This window comes from Alicycliphilus denitrificans K601 (assembly GCF_000204645.1).
GTDB classification, from domain to species: Bacteria; Pseudomonadota; Gammaproteobacteria; order Burkholderiales; family Burkholderiaceae_C; genus Alicycliphilus; species Alicycliphilus denitrificans.
Genome location: NC_015422.1, coordinates 4,135,347 through 4,157,407, shown reverse-complemented (window position 1 = coordinate 4,157,407; position 22,061 = coordinate 4,135,347). Strand labels below are relative to the sequence as shown.

The window sequence follows — 22,061 nt, the reverse complement described above, 5'->3', positions numbered from 1 at the left end:
GTGCATGGCCGGGTACGGTTCCTTCCCGACGCGAGGCCCCGGCATGACTCATGAGCGCGATCACAAGCCAGCCGCCGACGCGGCCGTGCCGCGCAGGGACAGCCGGCCCGCGCGCGGGGAGGAGGCGGCCAACCGGCTGGTTGGCAAGCCGGGCGACGAACTGCCGGCTTCGGTGCGCCAGCCGATGCAGGCGCGTTTCGACGTCGATTTCGCCAACGTGCGCGTGCACAGCGACCGCGCCGCCGCCGAGGCCGCCAGCGCCCTGGGCTCGCGGGCCTTCACGATCGGCCGGCACATCGCCTTCAACCATGGCGAATACAAGCCTGCCTCGCCGGCCGGCCAGCGCCTGCTCGCGCACGAGCTCGCGCACGTGGCGCAGCAGCGCGATGCGGACTCCGGCCGCGCCACGCTCAGGCGCGATGCGCACGACGAGCACGAGGCCAACACCGCCGCCGACCGCGCGGTGAAGGGCCTCCCGGCCAAGGTCGGCGGCGCGCCACGCGCCGGCTCCCCGCACATCCAGGCCGACGACGGCAAGGGCGCGGTGGCCCAGGACAAGGCCGACGACAAACCGGCCGGCCAGGCGCCCGCAGGCACGCGCATCACCTTCGTCATGCGCGCCCCCGACGACGCTTACACGCAGGACGTGACCGACTACGTGCAGAACACGCTCGGCGAAAAAGTGGTCGTCGTGGACAACATCCAGGAAGCCGCCGAATACGCGGCCAAGTACGCCAAGGACAACAAGACCAAGGTCGGCGAAATCCGCATCATCGGCCATGGCAGCACCACGGGCGGCATCAAGATGACACCCAAGGGCGAGGCCGACCGCCGCTTCGTCACCGCCCAGGAGCTGAGCGACATGGCGGCCGACCAGAAGGTCGCCTCCATTGCCAAGGACGCCATGGCTCCCGGTGCGACCGTGGAGTTCTACGGCTGCTATGTCGGCCGGTCCGAGGAAACCGGCAAGGCCGTGGGCACGATCTTCGGCGGGGCGCAATTCAAGGCCATCGACTCCACGCTGCGCACGAGCAACGAGCGCTTCGCACGGCGGGCAGACAAGGACGAGGACGGCGAAGAGGTGAACACCCGGCACGGCAAGGAAAGGGTCGTCGAGGTCAAGTCCAGCCAGGAGATCGACGACCGCGTCGCCAAGGGCGACAAGGCACTCGGGAAAACCTTCGACAAGTGGCTGCTCGACCGGGCCAGGCAGATGGAAGCCGACGGCGACCTGCCCCCGCAAAAGGACGACGCCGCGCGCATCGCTGCGATGCGCGAGGTGTTCGACCGCTCCGGGGGAAAGATCAAGCGGCTCGAAATCCACACCGACAAGGAAACGCTCCACAAGAGCGACAAGCGGAAGTGGGTCCGCAAGTGGAAGACGACAAAGGTGAACTAGCCGAGAAGGCCTTGTCATGACGATCAGCTCCTCACCCAAACTCACCAAGGGCGGCATCGTGCTCATCGACCCCGAGACCGCCCAGGTGCAACGCGTGATCGCACTGCAGTACAACGCCGAATCGCTCAAGCGCGAGCTCAAGTCGCAGGAAAGCGGCGGCGATGCCGGCGCCGACCGCGCCGAGCCCACGCGCTTCAAAGGACCGGCGGTGGAGACCATCAGCTTCGAGGCCGACCTGGACGCGACCGACCAGCTGGAGTTTCCCGACCAGAACGCCGCCGCCGTGGCCTACGGCATCGCGCCGCAGATCGCACTGCTGGAATCACTCTCGCAGCCCAGCAGCGCACAGCTGGGCAAGGTCAACAGCCAGGCCAGCTCGGGCACGCTGGAGATCGCGCCCATGCTGGCGCCGCTGCTGCTGCTCGTGTGGGGCGCGGGGCGCGTCATCCCAGTCAAGCTGACCAGCTTCTCGGTGACCGAAGAGGCCTTCGACCCGGCGCTGAACCCCATCCATGCCAAGGCCTCGCTCAGCCTGCGCGTGCTGACGGTGGACGACCTGGGCTTCGCGTCCAAGGGCGGCTCGCTGTTCATGACCTATCTGCAAAACCGCGAGCAGCTGGCCGCCAAGGCCCAACCGGCCTCGCTTTCCACGCTGGGCGTGACGGGAGTCTGACCATGGCCGACCCCATCGCCGCCTTCCTGCAGGCCAACGGCCTGGCCCAGCCGGCATTCGCGCCCGATAGCCGGTACCACGGCCTGCCCACGGCGCAGGCCCGGCTGCCCGACGGCCGCACCGTGGCCTATGTCACGCGCCGCTTCCTGCCGCCGCCCGAGAGCTTCGCCACCGTGCAGACCGTGACGCTGGCCGCCGGCCAGCGCGCCGACCAGCTGGCGGCGCAGTACCTGGGCTCGGCCGAGCAATGGTGGCGCCTGGCCGATGCCAACGGCGCCATGCTGCCCGAGGCCATGGTGGCACGGCCCGGCAGCGTGCTGCGCATCACCCTGCCCGAGGGCGTGCCGCCCCCCGCCGAGAGCTGACCATGTTCGCCCAAGGCATTCAGCTCACACTGCTCGTCGGCCCCATCGTGCCGCTGCCGGTGCCGCGCGCGGTGCTGGACGCGCTGCAGAGCGTGGAGGTGCGCACGGCGGCGGGCAATGCCTCGGGCTTTCAGCTCACGTTCACGATCACCGCGCGCTCGGAGCTCAACACCATCTTCCTGCTCGCGGCCGGCACCAACACCGGCATGGCCACGCCGCCGCTGCGCGTGCTGCTGGTGCTCACGATGAACGGCAGCGCCCAGCCGCTGTTCGACGGCGTGATGACGCACGTCGAGGTGCAGCCCGGCGGGCGCGGCCAGGCAGGCACGCTCACGGTGACCGGCGAGGACGTGACCAAGGCCATGGACATGCAAGACTGGAGCGGCCTGCCGTTTCCGGCCGTGCCCGTGGAGGGGCGCGTGGCGCTGCTGTGCGCCAAGTACGCGCCCTTCGGCCTGATACCGATGGTGATCCCGGTGCTGTTTCCCGACGTGCAGATTCCCATCGACAAGATTCCGGCCCAGCAGGGCACGGACCTGGCCTACATCCAGGAGCTGGCGCGCCAGGTCGGCTATGTGTTCTACGTGGAGCCGGGGCCGGCGGCGGGCACCAACATCGCCTACTTCGGACCCGAGATCAAGGTCGGCGTGCCGCAGCCGGCGCTGAACCTGGACATGGACGCGCTGACCAACGTGGAGTCCCTGTCGTTCTCGTTCGATGCGACCAAGGGCGTGCTGCCCGTGGTCTTCATCCAGAACCAGTTCACGCGCGCGCCCATCCCGGTTCCCATCCCCAACCTGAATCCGCTGCAGCCGCCGCTGGCTGCGCTGCCAACGCCGATCGCCAACCTCAAGCCGCTCAAGGACACGGCCAAGATGAGCCCGATGCGCGCCATCTCGGCCGGCTTGGCCGAGGCCGCCACTTCGCAGGACGCCGTGAGCGGCACCGGCAGCCTGGACGTGCTGCGCTACGGCCGCGTGCTCAAGGCGCGCGGCCTGGTCGGCGTGCGCGGCGCGGGCGTGGTCTACGACGGCCTGTACTACGTCAAGAGCGTGACCAGCAAGATCAAGCGCGGCGAGTTCAAGCAAAGCTTCGAGCTCACGCGCAACGGCCTGGTCTCGATCACGCCCACGGTGCCGGTCTGAAGGAGGAGAAGATGAACGACAAGTTCTACGGCAAGTACCGCGGCATGGTGCTCAACAACATCGACCCCATGCAGATCGGCCGGCTGCAGGTGCAGGTGCCCGACGTGACGGGCCTGGTGCCGGGCACCTGGGCCATGCCCTGCGTGCCGGTGGCCGGCATGCAGAACGGCATGTTCGCGCTGCCCATGATCGGCTCGGGCGTGTGGATCGAGTACGAGCAGGGCGACCCCGACCACCCCATCTGGGTCGGGTGCTTCTGGGGCAGCGCGGCCGAAGTGCCGGCCCTGGCGCGCGCCACGCCGCCCGGCGTGCAGGCGTTCACGCTGCAGACCACGCTGCAGAACGGCCTGACCATCAGCGACCTGCCCGGCCCCACGGGCGGCATCATGCTCAAGAGCGCCACCGGCGCCACGCTGGTCGTCAACGACACCGGCATCTACATCCAGAACGGCAAGGGCGCCTCGCTGGTCATGACGGGCCCCACCGTGAACATCAACGCCGGCGCGCTGACGGTGGTCTGAGGAGCATGCCATGCCTGGCCCCCTGCTCCACCTAGGCGCCACCGTGCTGTGCGCACATGGCGGCCAGGCCACGCCCAGCGCGCCCGTGGTCCGCGTGCTGGTCTCGGGCCAGCCCGTGGCCACGCAGGCCGCACCCTGGCTGGTGGCCGGCTGCGCGTTCTCGCCGCCGCAGGGCAACGGCCCCTGCATCACGGCGCAATGGGTGGTGGCGGCCACGCGCGTGTTCGCCGCCGGCCAGCCCGTGCTCTTGATGAGCGGCCAAGGGATCTGCACGCCCACCGGCACGCCGCTCATTCCGGTCGCCGCGCAGACCCGTGTCTTGGGGGTGTGAACCATGAATACCTACGTCGCCTTCCCCTACCACACCGATGGGCGCGGCCGCACCGGCGAAGCCACGCGCACTGCCTGGCTGCATGGCCTCATCGAGCAGCTCCTGTTCACCGTGCCCGGCGAGCGCGTGAACCGGCCCGACTTCGGCTGCGGCCTGATGCAGCTCGTGTTCGCGCCCAACAGCCCGGAGCTGGCCGTGACGGTGCAGGCGCTGGTCCAGGCCTCGCTGCAGCAGTGGCTGGGGCATCTGCTGCGCATCGACGCGGTCGCCGCCAGCAGCGAGGACGCCACCCTCACGGTGGCCGTGCGCTACACCGTGCTGGAGACGCAGCAAGCCGGCGAGGCCAGCTTCACCAGGAGCCTCTCGTCATGACCACGCAGCAATACCTCTGCAAGAACCCGCGCCGCATCGCCGCCCTGCGCGCCGCGGCGCTGGAGACGCCCCCGCGCTGGTTCAACGGCATCGAGTACCTGGAGGTGATGCACGGCGAGCCGCGCCTGGTGCTGCACTTCGCGCACGACCTGTCCCAGGCGCCCGCCGTTCCATTGGCGGCCTCCAACGTCGAGGTGCGCGGCGGCCAGCGCGTGCGCGACCCGCGCGTGCTGAACGTGGCGGCCAGCGGCCGCCAGCTCGCGGTGGAGCTGGACGGCACCGGTGATTTCTCGCGCTACACCCTGCGCCTGGTGGCCTCGGCCGGATCGGACGCGCCCCCCGACGGCATAGACCCGGCGCTCGCGCAGATCGCGTTCGGCTTCAAGGTCGATTGCCCCAGCGACTTCGACTGCCGTGCAGCCGGCTCCTGCGCCCCAGAAATCCCGCACGTGCCCGACATCGACTACCTGGCGCGCGACTACCAGAGCTTTCGCCGCTTGGCGCTGGACCGGCTGTCGGTGCTGATGCCCGGCTGGCGCGAACGCAACCCGGCCGACCTGCTGGTCACGCTCGCGGAAGCGCTGGCCTACCGCGCCGACGAGATCGCCTACTTCCAGGACGCCGTGGCCACCGAGGCCTACCTGGGCACGGCGCGCCAGCGCGTCTCGGTCAAGCGCCATGCGCGGCTGCTCGACTATGCGGTGCACGAGGGCTGCAACGCGCGCGCCTGGGTCGCGTTCGAGGTCGATGCCACGGCCGACGGCCGGCAGCTCGCGGCCTGCGATGCCGCCACCGGCCTGGACGGCACCTTGCTGCTGACCCAGGCAGCCGGCGCAGGCAGGCGCCTGCTATCGCGCGCCCAGGCGCGCGACCTGGTGCGCTCCGGCGCCCAGCCCTTCGAGCTACTCACGCCGCTTACGCTCTACAGCGCGCACAACGACCTGCGTTTCTACACCTGGAGCGACGAGGCCTGCTGCCTGCCGCGCGGCGCCACGCGCGCCTTCCTGCGCGACGACACGGCCCATCGCCTGCGCCTACGCGCCGGCGACCTGCTGCTGCTGGAGGCACGCACCGGCACCACCAACGGCCTGGCGCAGGACGCCGCCCCTCTGCAGCGCCACGTGGTGCGGCTCACCCGCGTCGATCCCGAAGCCGGCGCCGACCGTACGCCCGCGCCCACGCCGCGGCACGATCCCGTGACCGGGCAGCCGCTGGTGGAAGTGCTATGGGCGGCAGGCGATGCGCTGCCGTTCGACCTGTGCCTGTCCAAGGTCATAGGCGGCACGCTGGTGCAGGACATGGCCGGCGCCTGCGCCAACATCGCGCTGGCCGACCACGGCATGAGCCCCGAGCACAGCCAGCCCTTGCTGCCCGTGCCCGGCGGCCGCGTGCCGCGCATGCGGCCGGCAGATGGCAGCCTGTTGCCGGCCACGCGCCAGGGCCTGGTGCGCGATGCGCTCGGGCAGTTGACGCTGGTCGACGCCGCCGCGCCGGCCACCGCAGCACTCGGGCGCGAGCCGGCCGACACGCGCGAGGCCATGCAGGTCACCAGCGACGGCGACGGCCGCACCTGGTCCGCACGGCGCGACCTGCTGGGCAGTGATGCGCAAGCGGCCGACTTCGTGGTCGAGACCGGCGACGACGGCGGCGTGCTGCTGCGCTTTGGCGACGGCGTCAACGGCAGGCGCCCCGGCGCGCTGGAGCGCCTGTCGCTGCGCATGCGCGAGGGTAGCGGCAGCGCCGGCAACGTCGGCGCCGGCACGATCGCCCATGTGCTCTGCGGCTTCGACGGCATCACGCGCGTGCGCAACCCGCTTGCCGCCAGCGGCGGCGCCGCGCCGCTGGCACTGGCGCGCGCGCGCATGGACGCGCCCCAGGCCTTCCGCCGCCAGGAGCGCGCGGTCACGCCCGAGGACTACGCCACCGTTGCCATGCGCGACCCGCGCGTGCAGCGCGCCGTGGCCACGCGGCGCTGGACGGGCAGCTGGCACACCATGTTCGTCACCGTGGACCGGCGCGGCGGGGAGGGCGTGGACCCAGCCTTCGAGGACAGCATCAACGCCTTCATCGACCGCTTCCGCCTGGCCGGCCACGACGTGGAGATCGACGCACCGGCCTATGTGGCGCTGGACATCGCGCTGCATATCTGCGCCAGGCCGGGCTACTTCGCGGCCGACGTCGAACAGCGGCTGCTGCAGCGGTTCGGCACGGCGCCCGGCGGATTCTTCGACCCCGACCGGTACAGCTTCGGCGAGCCGGTCTACCTGAGCGCCGTGGTCGCCGCCGCCATGGCCGTGCCGGGTGTCGCGTTCGTAAAGCCGCTGCGCTTTCGGCGCCTGGGCCACGCGGACGCGGGCGAGATCGGCGCCGGCCGGATCACCATGGCGCGGCTGGAGATCGCACGGCTCGACAACGACCCGAATGCGCCGCAGAACGGAAAGATCGCGTTCCAGGTGCATGCAATGGGAGGCACGCCATGAGCGACGACACCCTGGCCGGCTGCCACTGCTGCGAGGGCCAGCAGCCGCGCGAGCCCATATACAACGCCCCCGGCCTGCCGGCGCTCGCCTGGCGCGTGGACACCCAGCCCGGCTTCCACCAGCGCATGCTGGCCGGACTGCCGCTATGGCACCCGGGCGAACCCGACCCCAGCGCGCCACGGCCGCTGGCGGCACTGGGCACGCGCGAGACCGACGACGCCACGGTGGCCCTGGTGGACGCCGCCGCCTGCATGGCCGACGTGCTGAGCTTCTACCAGGAGCGCATCGCCAATGAAGGCTTTCTGCGCACCGCGACCGAACGCCGCTCGGTGCTGGAGCTGGCGCGGGCCGTGGGCTACGAGCTCAGGCCCGGCGTGGCCGCCGGCGTGCACCTGGTCTTCACCGTGGAGGACGCGCCGGGCGCGCCGGGCGTGTGCACCATCGCCGCCGGCACCCCCATCCAGAGCGTGCCGCCACAGGACAAGCTGCCGCAGGTATTCGAGACTTCCGAGGAGCTGCTGGCGCGCGCCGAATGGAACGCCCTGCGCCCGCGCCTGGCCAGGCCGGCCGACATGGCCTTGCTGGACGTCGCCGGCGACTCCAGGCGGCTGGTGCTGCTGCTGCCGCAAGGCAGCATGCCCTCCGGCACCGACGGCCTGCACCCCGGCCTCGCCAGCGGCGACCTGTACCGCCTGGACCCGGGTCTGCCGGTGGACGCGACGGTCGATGCGCTGGAGGTCGCCCGCGTCTACCTAGGCGCGGACGCCAACACCATCCAGGCGGGCGATCTGCTGCTGTTCGTGGGCAAGAACGGCGCCGCCTTGCGCCAGATGGTGTTGCGCGCAACCGAGGTCGAGGATGAGAAGGCGCTGCAGCGCGTGCGCATCGGGCTGGAACCCCTGCCCGACCCGGTCGCGCCGGCCGCGCCGCCGCGGCTGCAGTGGCATGTGCCGGTGGGCGTGCTCTCTTTCGGCAACTTCGCGCAGGCGCAGCTGGAAAGCGTCTCCTTCACCAGCGGCAACATCGCCAACACCATCAGCGGCCATGCCTGGCAGGAGAGCGAACTGCAGGCCATGGTCACCATCCAGGGCTGGAGCAGCCTGCAGTTGGTGCAGGCGGTCGCCGCCAGCCTGCATCCGCCGGCCACGCCGGTCGCGCCCGAGGCCGGCGCCTTCAGCTTCGGCGCGCGGCTGGGCTTCTTCGGCAACAACGCACCGCAGTGGAATTCCCTGCCCGCCAGCAACACCAAAGGCAGCGCGGCCTACTACCCGACCAACTGGGACAGCACCAACCCGAGCGTCTGGACCGACTCGCAGGGCGCCGCGCTCACGCCCCAGCATGCCTACCTGGAGCGGCCGGTGCCCGGGCTCGTCCCGGGCAGTTGGGTGGTGCTCGACTCGCCCTCCGTCAATGCCGGCACCTATGCCCTGTACGACGCCCGCGAAGCGGCGCGCGCGGACTACGGCCTGTCCGGCCGTGCGATGGCGTTGCGCATGGCCGGCAGCGACGGCAAGCCCCTTCCCGCGCCTCCCGCGGAAGCCTTCAAGTTCCGCGACACCACGGCCCATGTGGCCAGCCGGCGCCAGCCGCTGGTGGACCTGCCGATCGAGGCGCCCGTGGCGGCCGGCACCGTGCGCGTGGAGCTCTCGACCATGGTGCTGGGCCTTGCGCGCGGCAAGCCGCTCGCCTTCGTCGGCCCGCGCAGCGACATTCCCGGCGTGGACGCGGCGGAGATCGCGGTGCTCGACGACGTGGTGCACGCCAACGGCCGCAGCACGCTAGTGCTCAAGGACAAGAACGGCCTGCAGTTCAGCTATGTGCGCGAGGGCCTGCGCATCCACGCCAACGTGGTCGCCGCCACACATGGCGAGAGCGTGCAGGAGGTGCTGGGCAACGGCAATGCGGCCCAGGCCTTCCAGCAGTTCACGCTGCGCCGCCCGCCCACCACCCATCTGTCGGCCGCCAGCGCCGCCGGCGCGCAGAGCACGCTGGCGCTGCGCGTCAACGGCCTGCTGTGGAGCGAGCGCCCTTCGCTGTACGGCGCCGGCCCCGACGAGCACGTGTTTGCCACGCGCATTGACAACGAGGCGCGCATGAGCCTGCTGTTCGGCGACGGCCGCCAGGGCGCGCGCCTGCCCACCGGGCAGATGAACCTGCGCGCCAGCTACCGCACCGGCCTCGGGCGCGACGGCGAGGTAGCGGCCGGCACCCTGACCATGCCGCGCGCCATGCCTCTGGGCCTGCGCAGCGTGACCAACCCGCTGCCGGCCGGTGGTGCCCAAGACCCGGAAAAGCTCGAAGACGCGCGCCGCAATGCGCCCCTGACGCTGCTGGCCTTCGAGCGCGTGGTCTCCCTGCCCGACTACCAGGACTACGCGCGTGCCTTTCCCGGCATAGGCAAGGCGCGCGCCGACCTGGTGAGCGCGGGCGGTGCCCTGCGCGTGCTGGTTTCGGTGCTGGGAGCGACCGGCGGCGCCCCCGATGGCGAGGTGCTCGGCAACCTGCGCAAGGCGATCGCCGACCAGTCCGACCCTTCGCAGCAGTTCGAGCTCGCCGCCGCGGCGCTGCGCTACTTCCGCTGCTCGGCCAGCCTGGTGATAGACCCGCAGTACGAAACCGACGCCGTGCTCGCCGATGGCCGCGCGCAGCTGCTGCAGGCCTATGGCTTCGATGCGCGCGACCTGGCGCAGCCCGTCACCGCCGCTGCCGTGCAAGCGCTGCTGCACCAGGTGCCGGGCGTGGTGGCCGTGGAGCTGCAGATGCTGCAGCCCTATGGCGAAGGCGCGGCCAGCGACGGCGCGCTGCAGGTGCTGCCGGCCTTCGGCGCACGCTGGGATGCCGGCGCCATGCAGCCGGCCGAACTGTTGCTGATCAACCCCGCCGCCGTTCAATTATTGGAGGCCAAGCCATGAGCCTGCTCACCCCCGAACGGCTGTACCAGCTGCTGCCGGCCATCCACCGCCTGCGCGACGCCGAGCAGGGCCAGCCGCTGCGCGCCCTGCTGGCCGTGATCGAGCAGGAGCTCACGGCGCTCGAGACCGACACCGCGCGCCTGTACGACAACTGGTTCATAGAGACCTGCGACGAATGGACCGTGCCCTATATCGGCGACCTGGTCGGTGCGCGGCCCATCCGCCCCGTCCCCTCGGCGGGCGTCAGCGCGCGCGCCTGGGTGGCCAACACCCTGGCCTACCGGCGCCGCAAGGGCACGGCCCTGGTGCTGGAGCAGCTGGCGCGCGACGTGACCGGCTGGCCGGCCTCCGCCGTGGAGTTCTTCCAGCGCCTGGCGACCACGCAGCACATGAACCACGTGCGCCTCGCATCCGCGGCCACCGCCTCGGTACGCGACGCCGCGCGGGCCGACCTGGCGCGCGCCAGCGCCGGCGCATTCGACCCCTTCGCGCACCTGCTGGAGGTGCGCAATGCCGACACCGCCGGCGGGCGCTTCAACATTCCCAACGTAGGCATCTTCCTATGGCGGCTGCGCGCCCAGCCGCTGGGCCGGGGCGCGCCCGGCGATGCAGACGCCGATTTCATCAGCGCGCGCCGCAACGCCGCGGGCTGGTGGCACATGCACCCGGCCGGCGTGGACGCGCCGCTGTTCAACCTGCCGCGCACCGAGACCGGCGGCGCCGTGACCCAGGCCGCGCGCGAGGAGAACGCGGGCGCGCCGCTGCGCCCGCTGGCCCTGCATGCGGAGCTCGAACGGCTGCGCGCCGGCGATGCCGGTACCACCCCCGTCTTCATGACCGGGCACGACCCCGTATTGCGCGTGTTCGTCCGGCTCGCGGGCGAGGCGCTGCCCGTGGAGATCGCGCGCGAGGGCCTGTGGATCTGCGACATCCCAGACGCGGTGACGCTGCCCGTCCCGCCACGCGTGGCCGCCATCGACGTGCAGCGCGGCCGCATGGCCTTTCCCGCGGCGCTCGACGTGCAGCAGGTCTGGCTGCATGCCGCGCATGGCAGCGCGGCCGACATCGGCGGCGGCCCCTACGACCGCGGCGACGCCTTGCGCGCGGCCAGCGCCAGCCTGTCCGAAGGCACGGCGGCGCAGGGCGATGCGGGCGGCTTCTTCGACCCCGCGGTCTGGCAGGTGGGCGTGACGCACCTGCTGCCGCTGGGCGCCACGGGCACGCTGTTCGCCACGCTGCGCGACGCGGTCCAGGCCTGGAACGCGCTGCCCGCCGGCCGCACCGGCGTGATCGTGCTGATGGACAGCCTGACGGAGAGCGATGCCGCGCCGCTGGCCGTCAACATCGCCGAGGGCTCGCGGCTCATGATCGTCTCGGGCCAATGGCCGCCCACGCCCGTCGCCAATGCGCTGCCGGGCACCATGGCACGCCAGCCGGGCCGCTTCGAGGCGCGCCAGACGCGCGCCCACTGGCAGGGCCGCCTGCAGGTACTCGGCACGGCCGCGGCCGATGCGCTCGACCCCGGCGCGCTGTTCCTCAACGGCCTGCTGCTGCAGGGGCCGCTGGACATCTCCGGCCCCCTGGGCCAGGTGGAGCTGGCGCACTGCACCGTGCTGCCCGGCGGCACCCACATCACGGTCGGCAGCGACAGCCCGCGCCTGGCGCTGCGCGTGCTGTCCAGCCTGGCCGCGCCGATAACCGTCGCCGGCCCGGTCGGCAGCGTGGCCGTGGCGGACAGCATCGTTGGCCTGCAGGACGCGGGCGCCGCCGCGCTTTCGGCGCCCCAGGCCCCGCTGGACCTGCTGCGCGCGAGCTTCCTCGGCGCCGTCCATGGGCTCACGATCTCGGCCAGCGACTGCATCTTCGACGCGCCGGCCGTGGCCGAGCGGCGCCAGACCGGCTGCGTGCGCTTTTGCTACGTGCCGCCCGCGTCGGCCGTGCCGCGCCGCTATCGCTGCCAGCCGCAGCTGGAGACCGATGCGCGCATTGCCGCGCTGCGCGCGGCGGCGCTGGCCGCCGGCCTGCCGCCGCCCACGGCGGCCGAGGAAGACGCCGTGCGCGCAGAGGTCGAGGCCACGGTGCGGCCGCTGTTCACCTCGCGCCGCTATGGCGCCCCGGGGCTTGTGCAGCTCGACCTGCGCTGCGCCGCGCAGATCCGCACCGGCGCCGAGAGCGGCGCCGAAATGGGCGCCTACGAGCGGCTGCGCCAACCCCAGCGCGAGGCCAACCTGCGCGACGCGCTCGCCGAATACCTGCGCCTGGGCCTGACGGCCGGGGTGTATTTCGCCAACTGACGAGGCAAAGAGGTACCACCATGCAAGGCGATCTCTCCCGCGAGACCTTCGACCCACGCAGCCATTACACGGCGGTGCGCCTGCAGCAGGGCCGCGTGCTCACCGACGCGGACTTCAACGAACAGGGCGACATCACGCGCCACCGCCACGAACGCCTGGCCCGGGACGTGATAGGTGCCAGCGGCGGCCCGGCCGAGGGCGCGGGCTTCGCGCTCACGGGCGGCATGCGCGCGCTGGCCGTGCACGCGCTGGATGCGAACAATGTCTGGATCGCGGGCGAGGACGGCGTGCTGCTGGTCAGCAGCAACGGCGGCGGCGCCTGGACCGTCGCCGACACGGGCAGCACGCGCCACCTGCGCGCCATCGCACGCGCCGCCGCCACCGGCTGGGCCGTGGGCGACGGTGGCACCATAGCGCGCACCACCGACGCCGGCGCCACCTGGGCGGCGCAAGGCAGCGGCACGCTGCAGACGCTGCGCGGCGTGGCCGCGTTCGATGCCCAGCGCGCCTGGGCCGTGGGCGACGGCGGCCTGGCGCTGGCCACCACGGACGGCGGCGCCACCTGGACGCAGCACGCCACCGGCGTGGCGCGGCTGTACGCCGTGGCCTTCACCAGCGCGCAGAACGGCCTGGCCGTGGGCCAGGGCGGCGCCATCGTGCGCAGCAGCGACGGCGGCCAGAGCTGGGCGCGCGTGGACGGCGGCACCACGGCCACGCTGCGCGCCGTGATGCTCAACGGCGCCCAGGCCCTGGCGGCGGGCGACGGCGGCACGCTGCTGGTCAGCAACGATGGCGGCGCCACCTGGAGCGCCGCAACCAGCGGCAGCACCGCTCGGCTGCGCGCGCTACGCATGCGCAATGCGACGACCGGCTGGGCGGCGGGCGACGGCGGCACGCTGCTGGCGACCAATAACGGCGGCACGACCTGGACCGCGCAGCCCGTGGCTGGCGGCCCCATGCTGACGGGCCTGTCGGTGGCGGGCAGCGCCGATGCCTGGCTGGTCGGCGCCGGCCAGGTCTGGCGCGTGGCGGCCGGTGGCGCTGGCGCACCCGCCACGCTGCCCGCGGCCAGCCTGCTGATAGGCCCCGGCTGCTACTACGTGCAAGGCCAGCACTGCGTGTGGGAGCAAGGCGCGTCGCTGGCCAACCAGCCCGACGGCGGCGTGGCCCAGCGCCTGGCGCCGGGCACCTACCTCATCTACCTGCGCGCCTGGCAGCGCCACATCGGCGCGCTGGAAGACCCGGCCATGCGCGAGGTGGCCCTTGGCGGGCCGGACACGGCCACGCGCGCGCGCCAGGTCGCCCAGGTGCGCGCCCTGGCGCTGCCGGCGCCGCCCAACAACACGCCCTGGACCTGCGGCGCAGCGATCGCGGGCTGGGACGCCCTCGCCGCGCCACCCGGCGCGCGCCTGGCCGCGCGCGCCACGCCACAGCTCGCCGCCACGGGCGTGTGCGACATAGCGGCCAGCGCGGGCTACCGCCGTCTCGAAAACCAGCTGTACCGCGTGGAGATCCACAGCGTGGACGCGAACACGGGGGCCGCCACCTTCAAGTGGTCGCGCGAAAACGGCTCGGTGGCCTACGCCGTGCAGTCCATCGCCGTGGACACCGTGGCCCAGCTCACCACCGTGCGCGTGGCCGCGCGCGGGCGCGACGCCAACCTGGACCTGGCGCCGCACGACCGCGTGGAACTGGTGGACGACGCGGCGGCACTGCAACAGCGCGCGGGCCAATTGTTCGAATACCTGAACGACGGCGACGATGCGCTGGAACTGGTGCTGGCCGGCGTGCCCACGGGCAGCCTGGGGCAGGACACCGGCCTGCACCCCCTGCTGCGGCGCTGGGACCAGCGGCCCACGGCGGCCGGCCAGAACGCGCTTGCCGTGGTGGAAGGCAGCTGGATCCCGCTCGAGGACGGTGTCGAGGTGCGCTTTGCGCCGGGCGGCAGCTACCGCGTGGGCGACTACTGGCAGATACCGGCGCGCACCGCCACGGCGGACGTCGAATGGCCGCTCGATGACGATGGCGCGCCGCTGGTACGGCCGCCCGCCGGCGTGCAGGACGGCTGGGCACGGCTGGGCCTGGTGACGGTGAACGCCGCAGGCCTGATCGGCGCCGTGACCGACTGCCGCGAATGGTTTCCCCAGCTCACCCGGCTGACCCAGCTGCTTTACGTGGGCGGAGACGGCCAGGAGGCCATCCCCGGCGCCGCCGTTGCCGAGCCGCTGCGCGTGCGCGTGGTGCGCGGTGCCCTGCCCGTGGAAGGCGCGCGCGTGCGCTTCACGGTCGAAGCCGGCGGTGGCACCGTGGGCAGCCCCGCCGCCGGCGTGACCGATGCCACCACCGATGCCGCGGGCCAGGCCGCATGCCCCTGGACGCTCGGCGCGGCGGGCCCGCAGCGCGTGCGCGCCCATCTGCTGGGCAGCGACGGCGACCCCGTGGCCGGACAGACCCTGGTGTTCGCCGCCATGGCACAGGCGAACGTGCAGGCCGGCGGCGGCTGTGCGGTCACCATAGGCAAGGGCGGCAACTTCGAGCAACTGAGCACCGAGCTGCTGCAAAAACTGCTCAAGGAACGCGGCGGCCAGCTGTGCATCTGCTTCCTGCCGGGTCAGCATGCGCTGGACGGCCTCTCCATCAAGCAGAGCGACGCCCCCATGCGGCTGTCGCTGCACGGCTGCGGGCCCACCGCCGTGGTGGACGTGGCCGGGCCGATCGCGCTGGGCGGCTTCGCCGCGCTGGAGCTGCGCGACCTGCAGCTGGCCATGGCGCCGAAAGCCATGCTGCAGCTCACGAACAACGCGCAGCTGGGCCTGCATGGGCTGCGCATCGACGGCAAGCAGGAAGCACCCCAGCCCTGGGTCGTCGTGGACGGCACGGCGGAGCTGCGCATGCACCAATGCGAAGTGGCCGCCGCGGCGCCGGCCTCGGTGGTGGTGCAGAACGCCCAGGGCCTGTGCGAGATCATGCACAGCCAGATCGCCGGCGACCTCGCCTTCTACGGCATGCCCGGCACCGACGCGGCCGGCGCGGCCCCTCCCGCAGCGGCGCTGGTGAACGCCCTGAACAACGGCGACTTCCAGGTACCCGCCGGCCGCGGCCAGCTGGTGGTGGCGCACAACCAGCTGGCGCGCCTGAACCTGGGCCAGGACATGGTGAAGCAACTCATCGCCAGGAAATTCGACGGCCTGTTCCACACCGTGGTGCTGCAGGGCAACAGCCTCGGCGCGGCCCCCAGCCTGTGCGCGGGCGTGTTCATGAGCGTGACCGGCAATCACTTCACGGCCACCAAGTCGACAGGCAACCTCTATGGCGCGATGGTGGGCAGGCGCGCGGCCGCCAGCGGCAACGTGGGCGAACTGGTCGGCGACACGGCAACCCTGTACTTCCTGGTGACGAAGGGCCAGTTCCGCGGCGCGGCCAACATGGTTTTCACGCTGCCGCAATCGACGGCCTGACGGAGCAGCGGCGCGGCCGGTGCTGCCGCGCCTATTCGATGTTCTGCACCTGCTCGCGCATCTGCTCGATCAGCACCTTCATGTCCACGCTGATGCGCGTGAGGTCCATCGCGGCGGACTTGGAGCCCAGGGTGTTGGCCTCGCGGTGCAGTTCCTGGATCAGGAAGTCCAGGCGCTTGCCGACCTCGCCGCCCTTCTTGAGCAGGCGCTCGATTTCGTCCAGGTGCGACTGCAGGCGCGTGATTTCCTCGGCCACGTCGATGCGTATGGCGAAGGCCGTGGCCTCGCTGAGGGCGCGGTCCTGCGCTGCCTCGGGCACGGCGGTGCCCTCGGCCAGCTGCATGGCCTCGCGCCAGCGCTCCATGAAGCGCTGGCGCTGCTGCTCCACCAGCTGCGGCACCAGCGGGGCCGCCTGCCGGGCCAGAGCGCGCAGCTGCGCCAGGCGGTCTTGCAGCATGGCGGCCAGGCGCTCGCCCTCGCGCTCGCGCGCGGCCACCATGTCGTCGAGCGCCCTCTGCGCCAGCTCCAGCATGGGCGCGCTCCAGTCCTGCGCGGGCGCTCCCGCGTTCGCGCACAGGCGCAGGGCCTCCGCGACGGTCAGGGGCGCCGCATCGGGCAGCCATGAGCGCACGGCATCCTGCACGGCACCCAGGCGCTGCAGCAGCCGGGGCGTGGGCTCGGCCAGGGCGGCGGATTCGTCGGTGTCCACGAAGGCCCGCACTTCGACCTTGCCGCGCTTGAGCTGCTGCGTGAGCAGGGCGCGCAGCGCAGGCTCCTGGGCGCGCAGTTCGTCGGACAGGCGCAGCGAAAGGTCCAGGAAGCGGCTGTTGACGGAACGTATTTCCAGGCCCAGGCGGCGCGCGCTGCCGGCCCTGCCCTCGGCCTCGGGGGCCATGGCGAGCTGCACGCTCGCATATCCGGTCATGCTGTAAACTGGCATTGGACTTTTCGGTGGTTGGTAGCTTGCAATCCGGCGATTATCCGGGCTCCCTCCCGCGCCCGCGTCCGCACCTGCTGTCTATGTCAAAAGTCAAACCGGCCCCCCTGCTCCCCGATACCGTCATTGGCGGCTACCGCGTGGTGCGCAAGCTGGCGGCGGGCGGTTTCGGCGTGGTGTACCTCGCGATGGACGCCGAGGGCCAGCAGGTGGCCATCAAGGAATACCTGCCCGCCTCCCTGGTCACGCGCGAGCCCGGCGAGCTGCTGCCCAAGGTTCCGCCCGAGAAGCTGTCGCTGTACCGCCTGGGTCTCAAGAGCTTTTTCGAGGAGGGGCGCTCGCTGGCGCAGATCTCGCACCCGTCCGTCGTGAGCGTGCTCAACTTCTTCCGCGAGAACGAGACCGTCTACATGGTGATGAACTATCTGGAGGGCGCGTCCCTGCAGGATTTCATCATCACCGCGCGCGACCTCAAGACGCAGAAGGTGTTCCGCGAGTCCACCATCCGCTCGCTGTTCGACGAGGTGCTGCGCGGCCTGCGCATCGTGCACCAGCACAAGATGCTGCACCTGGACATCAAGCCGGCCAACATCTTCATCACCGACGACAACCGGGCCGTGATGATCGACTTCGGCGCCGCGCGCGAGGTGCTGTCCAAGGAGGGCAACTTCATCCGCCCCATGTACACGCCGGGCTTCGCCGCCCCCGAGATGTACCGCCGCGACGCGCAGATGGGCCCGTGGACCGACATCTACGCCATCGGCGCCTGCATCTATGCCTGCATGCAGGGCTTTCCGCCCAACGAGGCGCCGCAGCGCCAGGACAAGGACCGCCTGACGCTGGCGCTGCACAAGCTGCGCGGCATCTATTCGGACAACCTCATCGAGGTGGTGGAGTGGTGCATGGCGCTCGATCCGCTGTCGCGCCCGCAATCAGTGTTCGCGCTGCAGAAGGAGCTCTCGCGTGAAGGCGAGCGCCGCTACACCAAGCTGACGGTAGCCGAGAAGATGCGCATGCAGTTCGATTCCCTGGTGGCGGACACGCGCAAGAGCCTGCAGAAGACCGGCGAAGCCACCCACCCCGGCGCGCGCTCCAAATGAAGTTCTCCGTCTTCCAGCTCAGTCGCCGCGGCGGGCGCGAGAAGAACGAGGACCGCATGGGCTACTGCTACACGCGGGCGTCGGCGCTCTTCGTGCTGGCCGATGGCATGGGGGGCCACCCCAGGGGCGAGGTGGCCGCGCAGATCGCCATCCAGACCGTGTCCGCCATGTTCCAGCACGAGGCCAGGCCGGTGCTGCATGACGTGCCCGAATTCCTCTCGGCCGCGCTGCTGGCGGCGCACCACCAGATCCTGAGCTACGCCAACCACAAGGGCATGCTGGACACGCCCCGCACCACTCTGGTCGCGGCCGTGACGCAGGGCGGCTGCGCCCACTGGATCCACTGCGGCGACTCGCGCCTGTACCTGGTGCGCGGCGGCGAACTGCTCATGCGCACGCGCGACCATTCCTACCAGGAGCTGCGCAGCGCCGCCATGGCCGGCCTGGGGCATGCCAACCGCAACGTGCTGTTCACCTGCCTGGGCTCGCCCACCAAGCCGCTGTTCGACACCGCCGGCCCCGTGCCGCTGCAGGAGGGCGACCGCCTGCTGCTGTGCTCCGACGGCCTGTGGAGCCAGCTGGACGACGCCGCCATCGCGCGCCAGATCACGCGCCAGGCCGTCTCCCACGCCGTGCCCGACCTGGTCGAGGACGCCCTGCGCCGGGGCGGCGACGCGAGCGACAACGTCACCGTGGTAGCCATGGAGTGGGAGACGCCCAACACCTGCGAGCCCGCGCAGGCCGTGACCACCGACAGCATCAGCGACGAGGTGTTCGCCTCCACCATCCAGGCCGGCCCGCTCGAAGGCTTCACGGACGACCTGGACGACGCGGCCATCGAGCGCTCGATCGCCGAGATCAACGAAGCCATCAGGCGCACCGCCGCGCGCAAGGCGTAGGCGGCGCGCGCTTGGCCGGCACGCATCCTGCCGCAGCGGCAGCCCATTTCCGACTGGACCCGACCCCATGGACCCCACCACCCCCTTCGCCCGCAGCGGCGGCCGCGCCCCCGACGAGCTGCGCCCCGTCCGCATCACGCGCCGCTACACCATGCACGCCGAAGGCTCGGTGCTCATCGAGTTCGGCAACACCCGCGTGCTGTGCACCGCCTCGGTCGAGGAGAAGGTGCCCCCGCACAAGCGCGGCTCTGGCTCCGGCTGGGTGACGGCCGAATACGGCATGCTGCCGCGCTCCACCCACACCCGCAGCGACCGCGAGGCCGCGCGCGGCAAGCAGAGCGGGCGCACGCAGGAGATCCAGCGCCTCATAGGCCGCAGCCTGCGCGCGGTGTTCGATCTCAAGGCCCTGGGAGAGCGCACCCTGCAGATCGACTGCGACGTGATCCAGGCCGACGGCGGCACGCGCACGGCCGCCATCACCGGCGCCTGGGTGGCGGCGCACGACGCCGTGGGCACGCTGCTGGCCGCCGGCAAGGTCGCCGCATCGCCCATCACGGGCGCGGTGGCGGCCGTGTCGGTGGGCATCGTGCAGGGCCAACCGCTGCTGGACCTGGAATACGTGGAGGACGTGGCCTGCGACACCGACATGAACGTCGTCATGACCGGCACCGGCCACTACGTGGAGGTGCAGGGCACGGCCGAGGGCGCCGCCTTCTCGCGCCGCGAAATGGACCAGCTGCTGGCCCTGGCCGAGAAGGGCATCGCCGAACTGATGCTGCTGCAACAGGAATCGCTGCGCAATTGATAGCTATTGACGCTTGATACACAAGCGCTGGAAGCCATTTTTACCATGAAACTCGTTCTCGCATCCAACAACCGCGGCAAGCTCGCCGAGCTGCAGGCCATGCTGGCGCCGCTGGGCGTCGAACTCGTCGCCCAGGCCGAGCTGGGCGTGGGCGAAGCCGAGGAGCCCTTCCACACCTTCGTCGAGAACGCCCTGGCCAAGGCGCGCTTCGCCAGCGCCCACACGGGCCTGCCCGCGCTGGCCGACGACGCCGGCCTGTGCGTCGAGGCCTTCGGCGGCCAGCCCGGCGTGCAGACGGCCTACTACGCCACGCAGTTCGGTTACGACAAGGGCGACGCCAACAACGTGCGCGCGCTGCTGGAACAGATGGAGGACATCAAGGACCGCCGCGCCGCCATGGTCAGCACCCTGGTGGCCGTGCGCAGCCCGCAGGACCCCGAGCCGCTGATCGCCGTGGGCCGCGTGGCCGGCGAGATCGCGCGCGCGCCGCGCGGCGCGGGCGGCTTCGGGTTCGATCCGGTGATGTACATCCCCGCCTTCGAAAAGACCTTTGCCGAACTGCCCGCCGAGGTCAAGAACGCCCACAGCCACCGCGGCCGCGCGGCGCAGCAGATGCTGGCGCTGATGCGCGAGCACTGGTTTCCAGACGCATCAAAAAGATGAGCGCCTTGCGCTTTCTGCACAAGGATTTCAAACAGTTTTCAGCTGAAACCCTTATGCAGCAAGCGCTAGCAGCTATGTTTTCCATACCGCCATGAGCATCCCCATCACCCCCGCCGCACAGCCGGGCTCCGCCCTGCACGACGTGCAGCACTACATGCGCCCCGGCCTGCTGCAGCTCACCAGCCTGCCGCCGCTGTCGCTGTACGTGCACCTGCCCTGGTGCCTGCGCAAATGCCCGTACTGCGATTTCAACTCGCACCACGCGCCCGGCGGCGAACCCCTGCCCGAGGCGCGCTACACGGCCGCGCTGGTGGCCGACCTGGAGGCCGCCCTGCCCCTGGTCTGGGGCCGCACGGTGCAAACCATCTTCATCGGCGGCGGCACGCCGAGCCTGTTTGCGCCGCAGTCCATAGACCGGCTGCTGAGCGACATACGCGCGCGCCTGCGGCTGGAGGCGGACTGCGAGGTCACGCTGGAGGCCAACCCCGGTACCTTCGAGAAAGAACGCTTTCGCGCCTACCGCGACGCGGGCGTGACGCGCCTGTCCATCGGCGTGCAAAGCTTCAACGACCGGCACCTGCAGGCCCTGGGCCGCGTGCACGACCGCGCCCAGGCCCTGGCCGCCGTGGAAGAGGCCGCGCAGGCGTTCGAGACCTTCAACCTCGACATCATGTACGCCCTGCCCGGCCAGACGCCGGCCGAGCAGGAGCAGGACATGCGCCAGGCCCTGGCATTGGCGCCGCCCCACATCTCCATCTACCACCTGACGATCGAGCCCAACACCTACTTCGCCAAATACCCGCCGCGCCTGCCCGAGGACGACCAGGCCTACGCCATGCTCGACCGCATCACCGAGCTGACCGCGGCCGCGGGCCTGTCGCGCTACGAAGTCTCGGCCTACGCGCGCGAGGGCCACCAGTGCCTGCACAACCGCAACTACTGGCAGTTCGGCGACTATCTCGGCATAGGCGCGGGCGCGCACAGCAAGCTCAGCTTCGCGCACCGCATCGTGCGCCAGGTGCGCCTGCGCGACCCGCAGCTCTACATGGCCGGCGCCCTGTCCGGCCGCGCCATCGCGCAGGACGAGGACGTGCGCCGCGCCGACCTGCCGTTCGAATTCATGCTCAATGCGCTGCGCCTGCGCGAAGGCTTCGCGCTGCAGGACTTCACGGAGCGCACCGGCCAGCCGCTCACGGCTATCGCCCAGGGCCTGCAGCAGGCCGAGGCCCGGGGCCTGATCGCGCGCGACATGGGACACGTGCGCCCCACCGAGCGCGGGTTCGACTTCCTCAGCGACCTGCAGGCCCTGTTCCTCGCGGATTGAGGTCCAGCCTCAGCCGCAGCGCGCGGCGGTCACCTTGCCGCCGCCGTCCACCTCCAGGCTCAGGCGCTGGGCGTCGAACACCTGAGTGACCGGCTGCCCCTGGCGCACCACGCGCGCCATGCGCGCCCCGGCGCGCACGCGCGCCTCCTCCACCACCCTGGCCGTGCCGCTCTTGCCGATGGCCCACTGCGCGCCCTGGGCATCGCAGGTGCCGCCCACTGGCGCCGTGCTCGCGCCGATCGGCTGCGCGGGGCCAGCCCCCGGCCCCAGCGCCGAACACCCCGCCAGCAGCGCCAGCGCCGCCATGCCTGCCACACCACCCGCGCGCGAGAAATACCGCATGTCCATCCCTCCACGAAAGCCGGCACCATAACGCGGCCCGC

At 71.6% G+C, this 22,061-nt stretch carries 18 protein-coding genes; 16 read left to right on the top strand and 2 right to left on the bottom strand.

What is annotated here, in order from left to right; all coding sequences use genetic code 11:
* Positions 1-43: 43 nt before the first annotated feature.
* The 11 genes from ALIDE2_RS19780 to ALIDE2_RS19730 are packed head-to-tail and all read left to right on the top strand — an operon-like array spanning position 44 to position 15,950.
* On the top strand, positions 44-1,399 hold the full coding sequence (locus ALIDE2_RS19780; protein WP_013722980.1) for an eCIS core domain-containing protein: 1,356 nt from the start codon (positions 44-46) through the stop codon (positions 1,397-1,399).
* Between the two features lie 16 nt (positions 1,400-1,415).
* The gene (locus ALIDE2_RS19775) at positions 1,416-2,072 is read left to right on the top strand and encodes a hypothetical protein (protein WP_013517913.1); all 657 of its coding nucleotides are present in this window, start codon (positions 1,416-1,418) and stop codon (positions 2,070-2,072) included.
* A 2-nt stretch (positions 2,073-2,074) separates the two neighbouring features.
* Positions 2,075-2,437 carry a LysM peptidoglycan-binding domain-containing protein gene (locus ALIDE2_RS19770; protein ID WP_013517912.1) on the top strand — a complete coding sequence of 121 codons (363 nt, stop codon included), beginning with the start codon at positions 2,075-2,077 and terminating at the stop codon, positions 2,435-2,437.
* A 2-nt stretch (positions 2,438-2,439) separates the two neighbouring features.
* Positions 2,440-3,582: a hypothetical protein gene (locus ALIDE2_RS19765; RefSeq protein ID WP_013722979.1), complete on the top strand. Its 1,143-nt coding sequence runs from the start codon at positions 2,440-2,442 to the stop codon at positions 3,580-3,582.
* A gap of 11 nt (positions 3,583-3,593) precedes the next feature.
* Positions 3,594-4,103, top strand: a complete 510-nt coding sequence (locus ALIDE2_RS19760) for a phage baseplate assembly protein V (protein ID WP_013517910.1) — start codon at positions 3,594-3,596, stop codon at positions 4,101-4,103.
* 10 nt (positions 4,104-4,113) lie between these two features.
* Positions 4,114-4,434 (top strand): hypothetical protein, encoded by a 321-nt coding sequence (locus tag ALIDE2_RS19755; RefSeq protein WP_013517909.1) that lies wholly within the window; start codon positions 4,114-4,116, stop codon positions 4,432-4,434.
* Positions 4,435-4,437: 3 nt separating this feature from the next.
* Positions 4,438-4,806 carry a GPW/gp25 family protein gene (locus ALIDE2_RS19750; RefSeq protein WP_013517908.1) on the top strand — a complete coding sequence of 123 codons (369 nt, stop codon included), beginning with the start codon at positions 4,438-4,440 and terminating at the stop codon, positions 4,804-4,806.
* The gene (locus tag ALIDE2_RS19745) at positions 4,803-7,286 is read left to right on the top strand and encodes a putative baseplate assembly protein (RefSeq protein WP_013722978.1); all 2,484 of its coding nucleotides are present in this window, start codon (positions 4,803-4,805) and stop codon (positions 7,284-7,286) included. Before ALIDE2_RS19750 ends, ALIDE2_RS19745 begins: the two co-directional genes overlap by 4 nt.
* Complete coding sequence (locus tag ALIDE2_RS19740) at positions 7,283-10,198, top strand: baseplate J/gp47 family protein (protein WP_013722977.1); 2,916 nt, start codon at positions 7,283-7,285, stop codon at positions 10,196-10,198. Before ALIDE2_RS19745 ends, ALIDE2_RS19740 begins: the two co-directional genes overlap by 4 nt.
* Entirely contained in the window at positions 10,195-12,492 is a 2,298-nt protein-coding gene (locus tag ALIDE2_RS19735) for a hypothetical protein (RefSeq protein WP_013517905.1), read from the top strand. The genes ALIDE2_RS19740 and ALIDE2_RS19735 overlap by 4 nt, the downstream gene beginning before the upstream one ends.
* A gap of 20 nt (positions 12,493-12,512) precedes the next feature.
* Positions 12,513-15,950 (top strand): DUF6519 domain-containing protein, encoded by a 3,438-nt coding sequence (locus ALIDE2_RS19730; RefSeq protein WP_013722976.1) that lies wholly within the window; start codon positions 12,513-12,515, stop codon positions 15,948-15,950.
* A 31-nt stretch (positions 15,951-15,981) separates the two neighbouring features.
* On the opposite strand, the gene ALIDE2_RS19725 is transcribed toward ALIDE2_RS19730, so the two are convergent.
* Positions 15,982-16,890, bottom strand: a complete 909-nt coding sequence (locus tag ALIDE2_RS19725) for a YicC/YloC family endoribonuclease (RefSeq protein WP_174764497.1) — start codon at positions 16,888-16,890, stop codon at positions 15,982-15,984.
* 80 nt (positions 16,891-16,970) lie between these two features.
* Here ALIDE2_RS19725 and ALIDE2_RS19720 point away from each other — a divergent pair, with 80 nt between their 5' ends.
* The 5 genes from ALIDE2_RS19720 to hemW all read left to right on the top strand — a co-directional run bounded on the left by ALIDE2_RS19720 (position 16,971) and on the right by hemW (position 21,678).
* Positions 16,971-17,987 carry a serine/threonine protein kinase gene (locus ALIDE2_RS19720; RefSeq protein ID WP_013517902.1) on the top strand — a complete coding sequence of 339 codons (1,017 nt, stop codon included), beginning with the start codon at positions 16,971-16,973 and terminating at the stop codon, positions 17,985-17,987.
* Positions 17,984-18,886, top strand: coding sequence for a PP2C family protein-serine/threonine phosphatase (locus ALIDE2_RS19715; RefSeq protein ID WP_013517901.1), 903 nt, complete (start codon positions 17,984-17,986; stop codon positions 18,884-18,886). Before ALIDE2_RS19720 ends, ALIDE2_RS19715 begins: the two co-directional genes overlap by 4 nt.
* A gap of 67 nt (positions 18,887-18,953) precedes the next feature.
* Positions 18,954-19,691 (top strand): ribonuclease PH, encoded by a 738-nt coding sequence (gene rph, locus ALIDE2_RS19710; RefSeq protein WP_013722974.1) that lies wholly within the window; start codon positions 18,954-18,956, stop codon positions 19,689-19,691.
* A gap of 45 nt (positions 19,692-19,736) precedes the next feature.
* A complete protein-coding gene (rdgB, locus tag ALIDE2_RS19705; RefSeq protein ID WP_013722973.1) occupies positions 19,737-20,354 on the top strand; it encodes an RdgB/HAM1 family non-canonical purine NTP pyrophosphatase in 618 nt (205 codons plus the stop codon).
* A 91-nt stretch (positions 20,355-20,445) separates the two neighbouring features.
* Complete coding sequence (gene hemW, locus ALIDE2_RS19700) at positions 20,446-21,678, top strand: radical SAM family heme chaperone HemW (protein ID WP_013722972.1); 1,233 nt, start codon at positions 20,446-20,448, stop codon at positions 21,676-21,678.
* 9 nt (positions 21,679-21,687) lie between these two features.
* Here hemW and ALIDE2_RS19695 read toward each other — a convergent pair whose 3' ends face one another.
* A complete protein-coding gene (locus ALIDE2_RS19695; RefSeq protein ID WP_013722971.1) occupies positions 21,688-22,020 on the bottom strand; it encodes an I78 family peptidase inhibitor in 333 nt (110 codons plus the stop codon).
* Between the last annotated feature and the right edge of the window lie 41 nt (positions 22,021-22,061).

Bases quoted from the DNA above. Each gene is read 5' to 3' on its own strand.
- ALIDE2_RS19750 (WP_013517908.1), top strand. From the start codon at position 4,438: ATGAATACCTACGTCGCCTTCCCCTACCACACCGATGGGCGCGGCCGC.
- ALIDE2_RS19695 (WP_013722971.1), bottom strand. From the start codon at position 22,020: ATGCGGTATTTCTCGCGCGCGGGTGGTGTGGCAGGCATGGCGGCGCTG.
- rph (WP_013722974.1), top strand. From the start codon at position 18,954: ATGGACCCCACCACCCCCTTCGCCCGCAGCGGCGGCCGCGCCCCCGAC.
- ALIDE2_RS19745 (WP_013722978.1), top strand. From the start codon at position 4,803: ATGACCACGCAGCAATACCTCTGCAAGAACCCGCGCCGCATCGCCGCC.
- ALIDE2_RS19755 (WP_013517909.1), top strand. From the start codon at position 4,114: ATGCCTGGCCCCCTGCTCCACCTAGGCGCCACCGTGCTGTGCGCACAT.
- ALIDE2_RS19740 (WP_013722977.1), top strand. From the start codon at position 7,283: ATGAGCGACGACACCCTGGCCGGCTGCCACTGCTGCGAGGGCCAGCAG.
- ALIDE2_RS19770 (WP_013517912.1), top strand. From the start codon at position 2,075: ATGGCCGACCCCATCGCCGCCTTCCTGCAGGCCAACGGCCTGGCCCAG.
- hemW (WP_013722972.1), top strand. From the start codon at position 20,446: ATGAGCATCCCCATCACCCCCGCCGCACAGCCGGGCTCCGCCCTGCAC.
- ALIDE2_RS19760 (WP_013517910.1), top strand. From the start codon at position 3,594: ATGAACGACAAGTTCTACGGCAAGTACCGCGGCATGGTGCTCAACAAC.
- ALIDE2_RS19720 (WP_013517902.1), top strand. From the start codon at position 16,971: ATGTCAAAAGTCAAACCGGCCCCCCTGCTCCCCGATACCGTCATTGGC.
- ALIDE2_RS19715 (WP_013517901.1), top strand. From the start codon at position 17,984: ATGAAGTTCTCCGTCTTCCAGCTCAGTCGCCGCGGCGGGCGCGAGAAG.
- rdgB (WP_013722973.1), top strand. From the start codon at position 19,737: ATGAAACTCGTTCTCGCATCCAACAACCGCGGCAAGCTCGCCGAGCTG.
- ALIDE2_RS19775 (WP_013517913.1), top strand. From the start codon at position 1,416: ATGACGATCAGCTCCTCACCCAAACTCACCAAGGGCGGCATCGTGCTC.
- ALIDE2_RS19730 (WP_013722976.1), top strand. From the start codon at position 12,513: ATGCAAGGCGATCTCTCCCGCGAGACCTTCGACCCACGCAGCCATTAC.
- ALIDE2_RS19725 (WP_174764497.1), bottom strand. From the start codon at position 16,890: ATGCCAGTTTACAGCATGACCGGATATGCGAGCGTGCAGCTCGCCATG.
- ALIDE2_RS19765 (WP_013722979.1), top strand. From the start codon at position 2,440: ATGTTCGCCCAAGGCATTCAGCTCACACTGCTCGTCGGCCCCATCGTG.
- ALIDE2_RS19735 (WP_013517905.1), top strand. From the start codon at position 10,195: ATGAGCCTGCTCACCCCCGAACGGCTGTACCAGCTGCTGCCGGCCATC.
- ALIDE2_RS19780 (WP_013722980.1), top strand. From the start codon at position 44: ATGACTCATGAGCGCGATCACAAGCCAGCCGCCGACGCGGCCGTGCCG.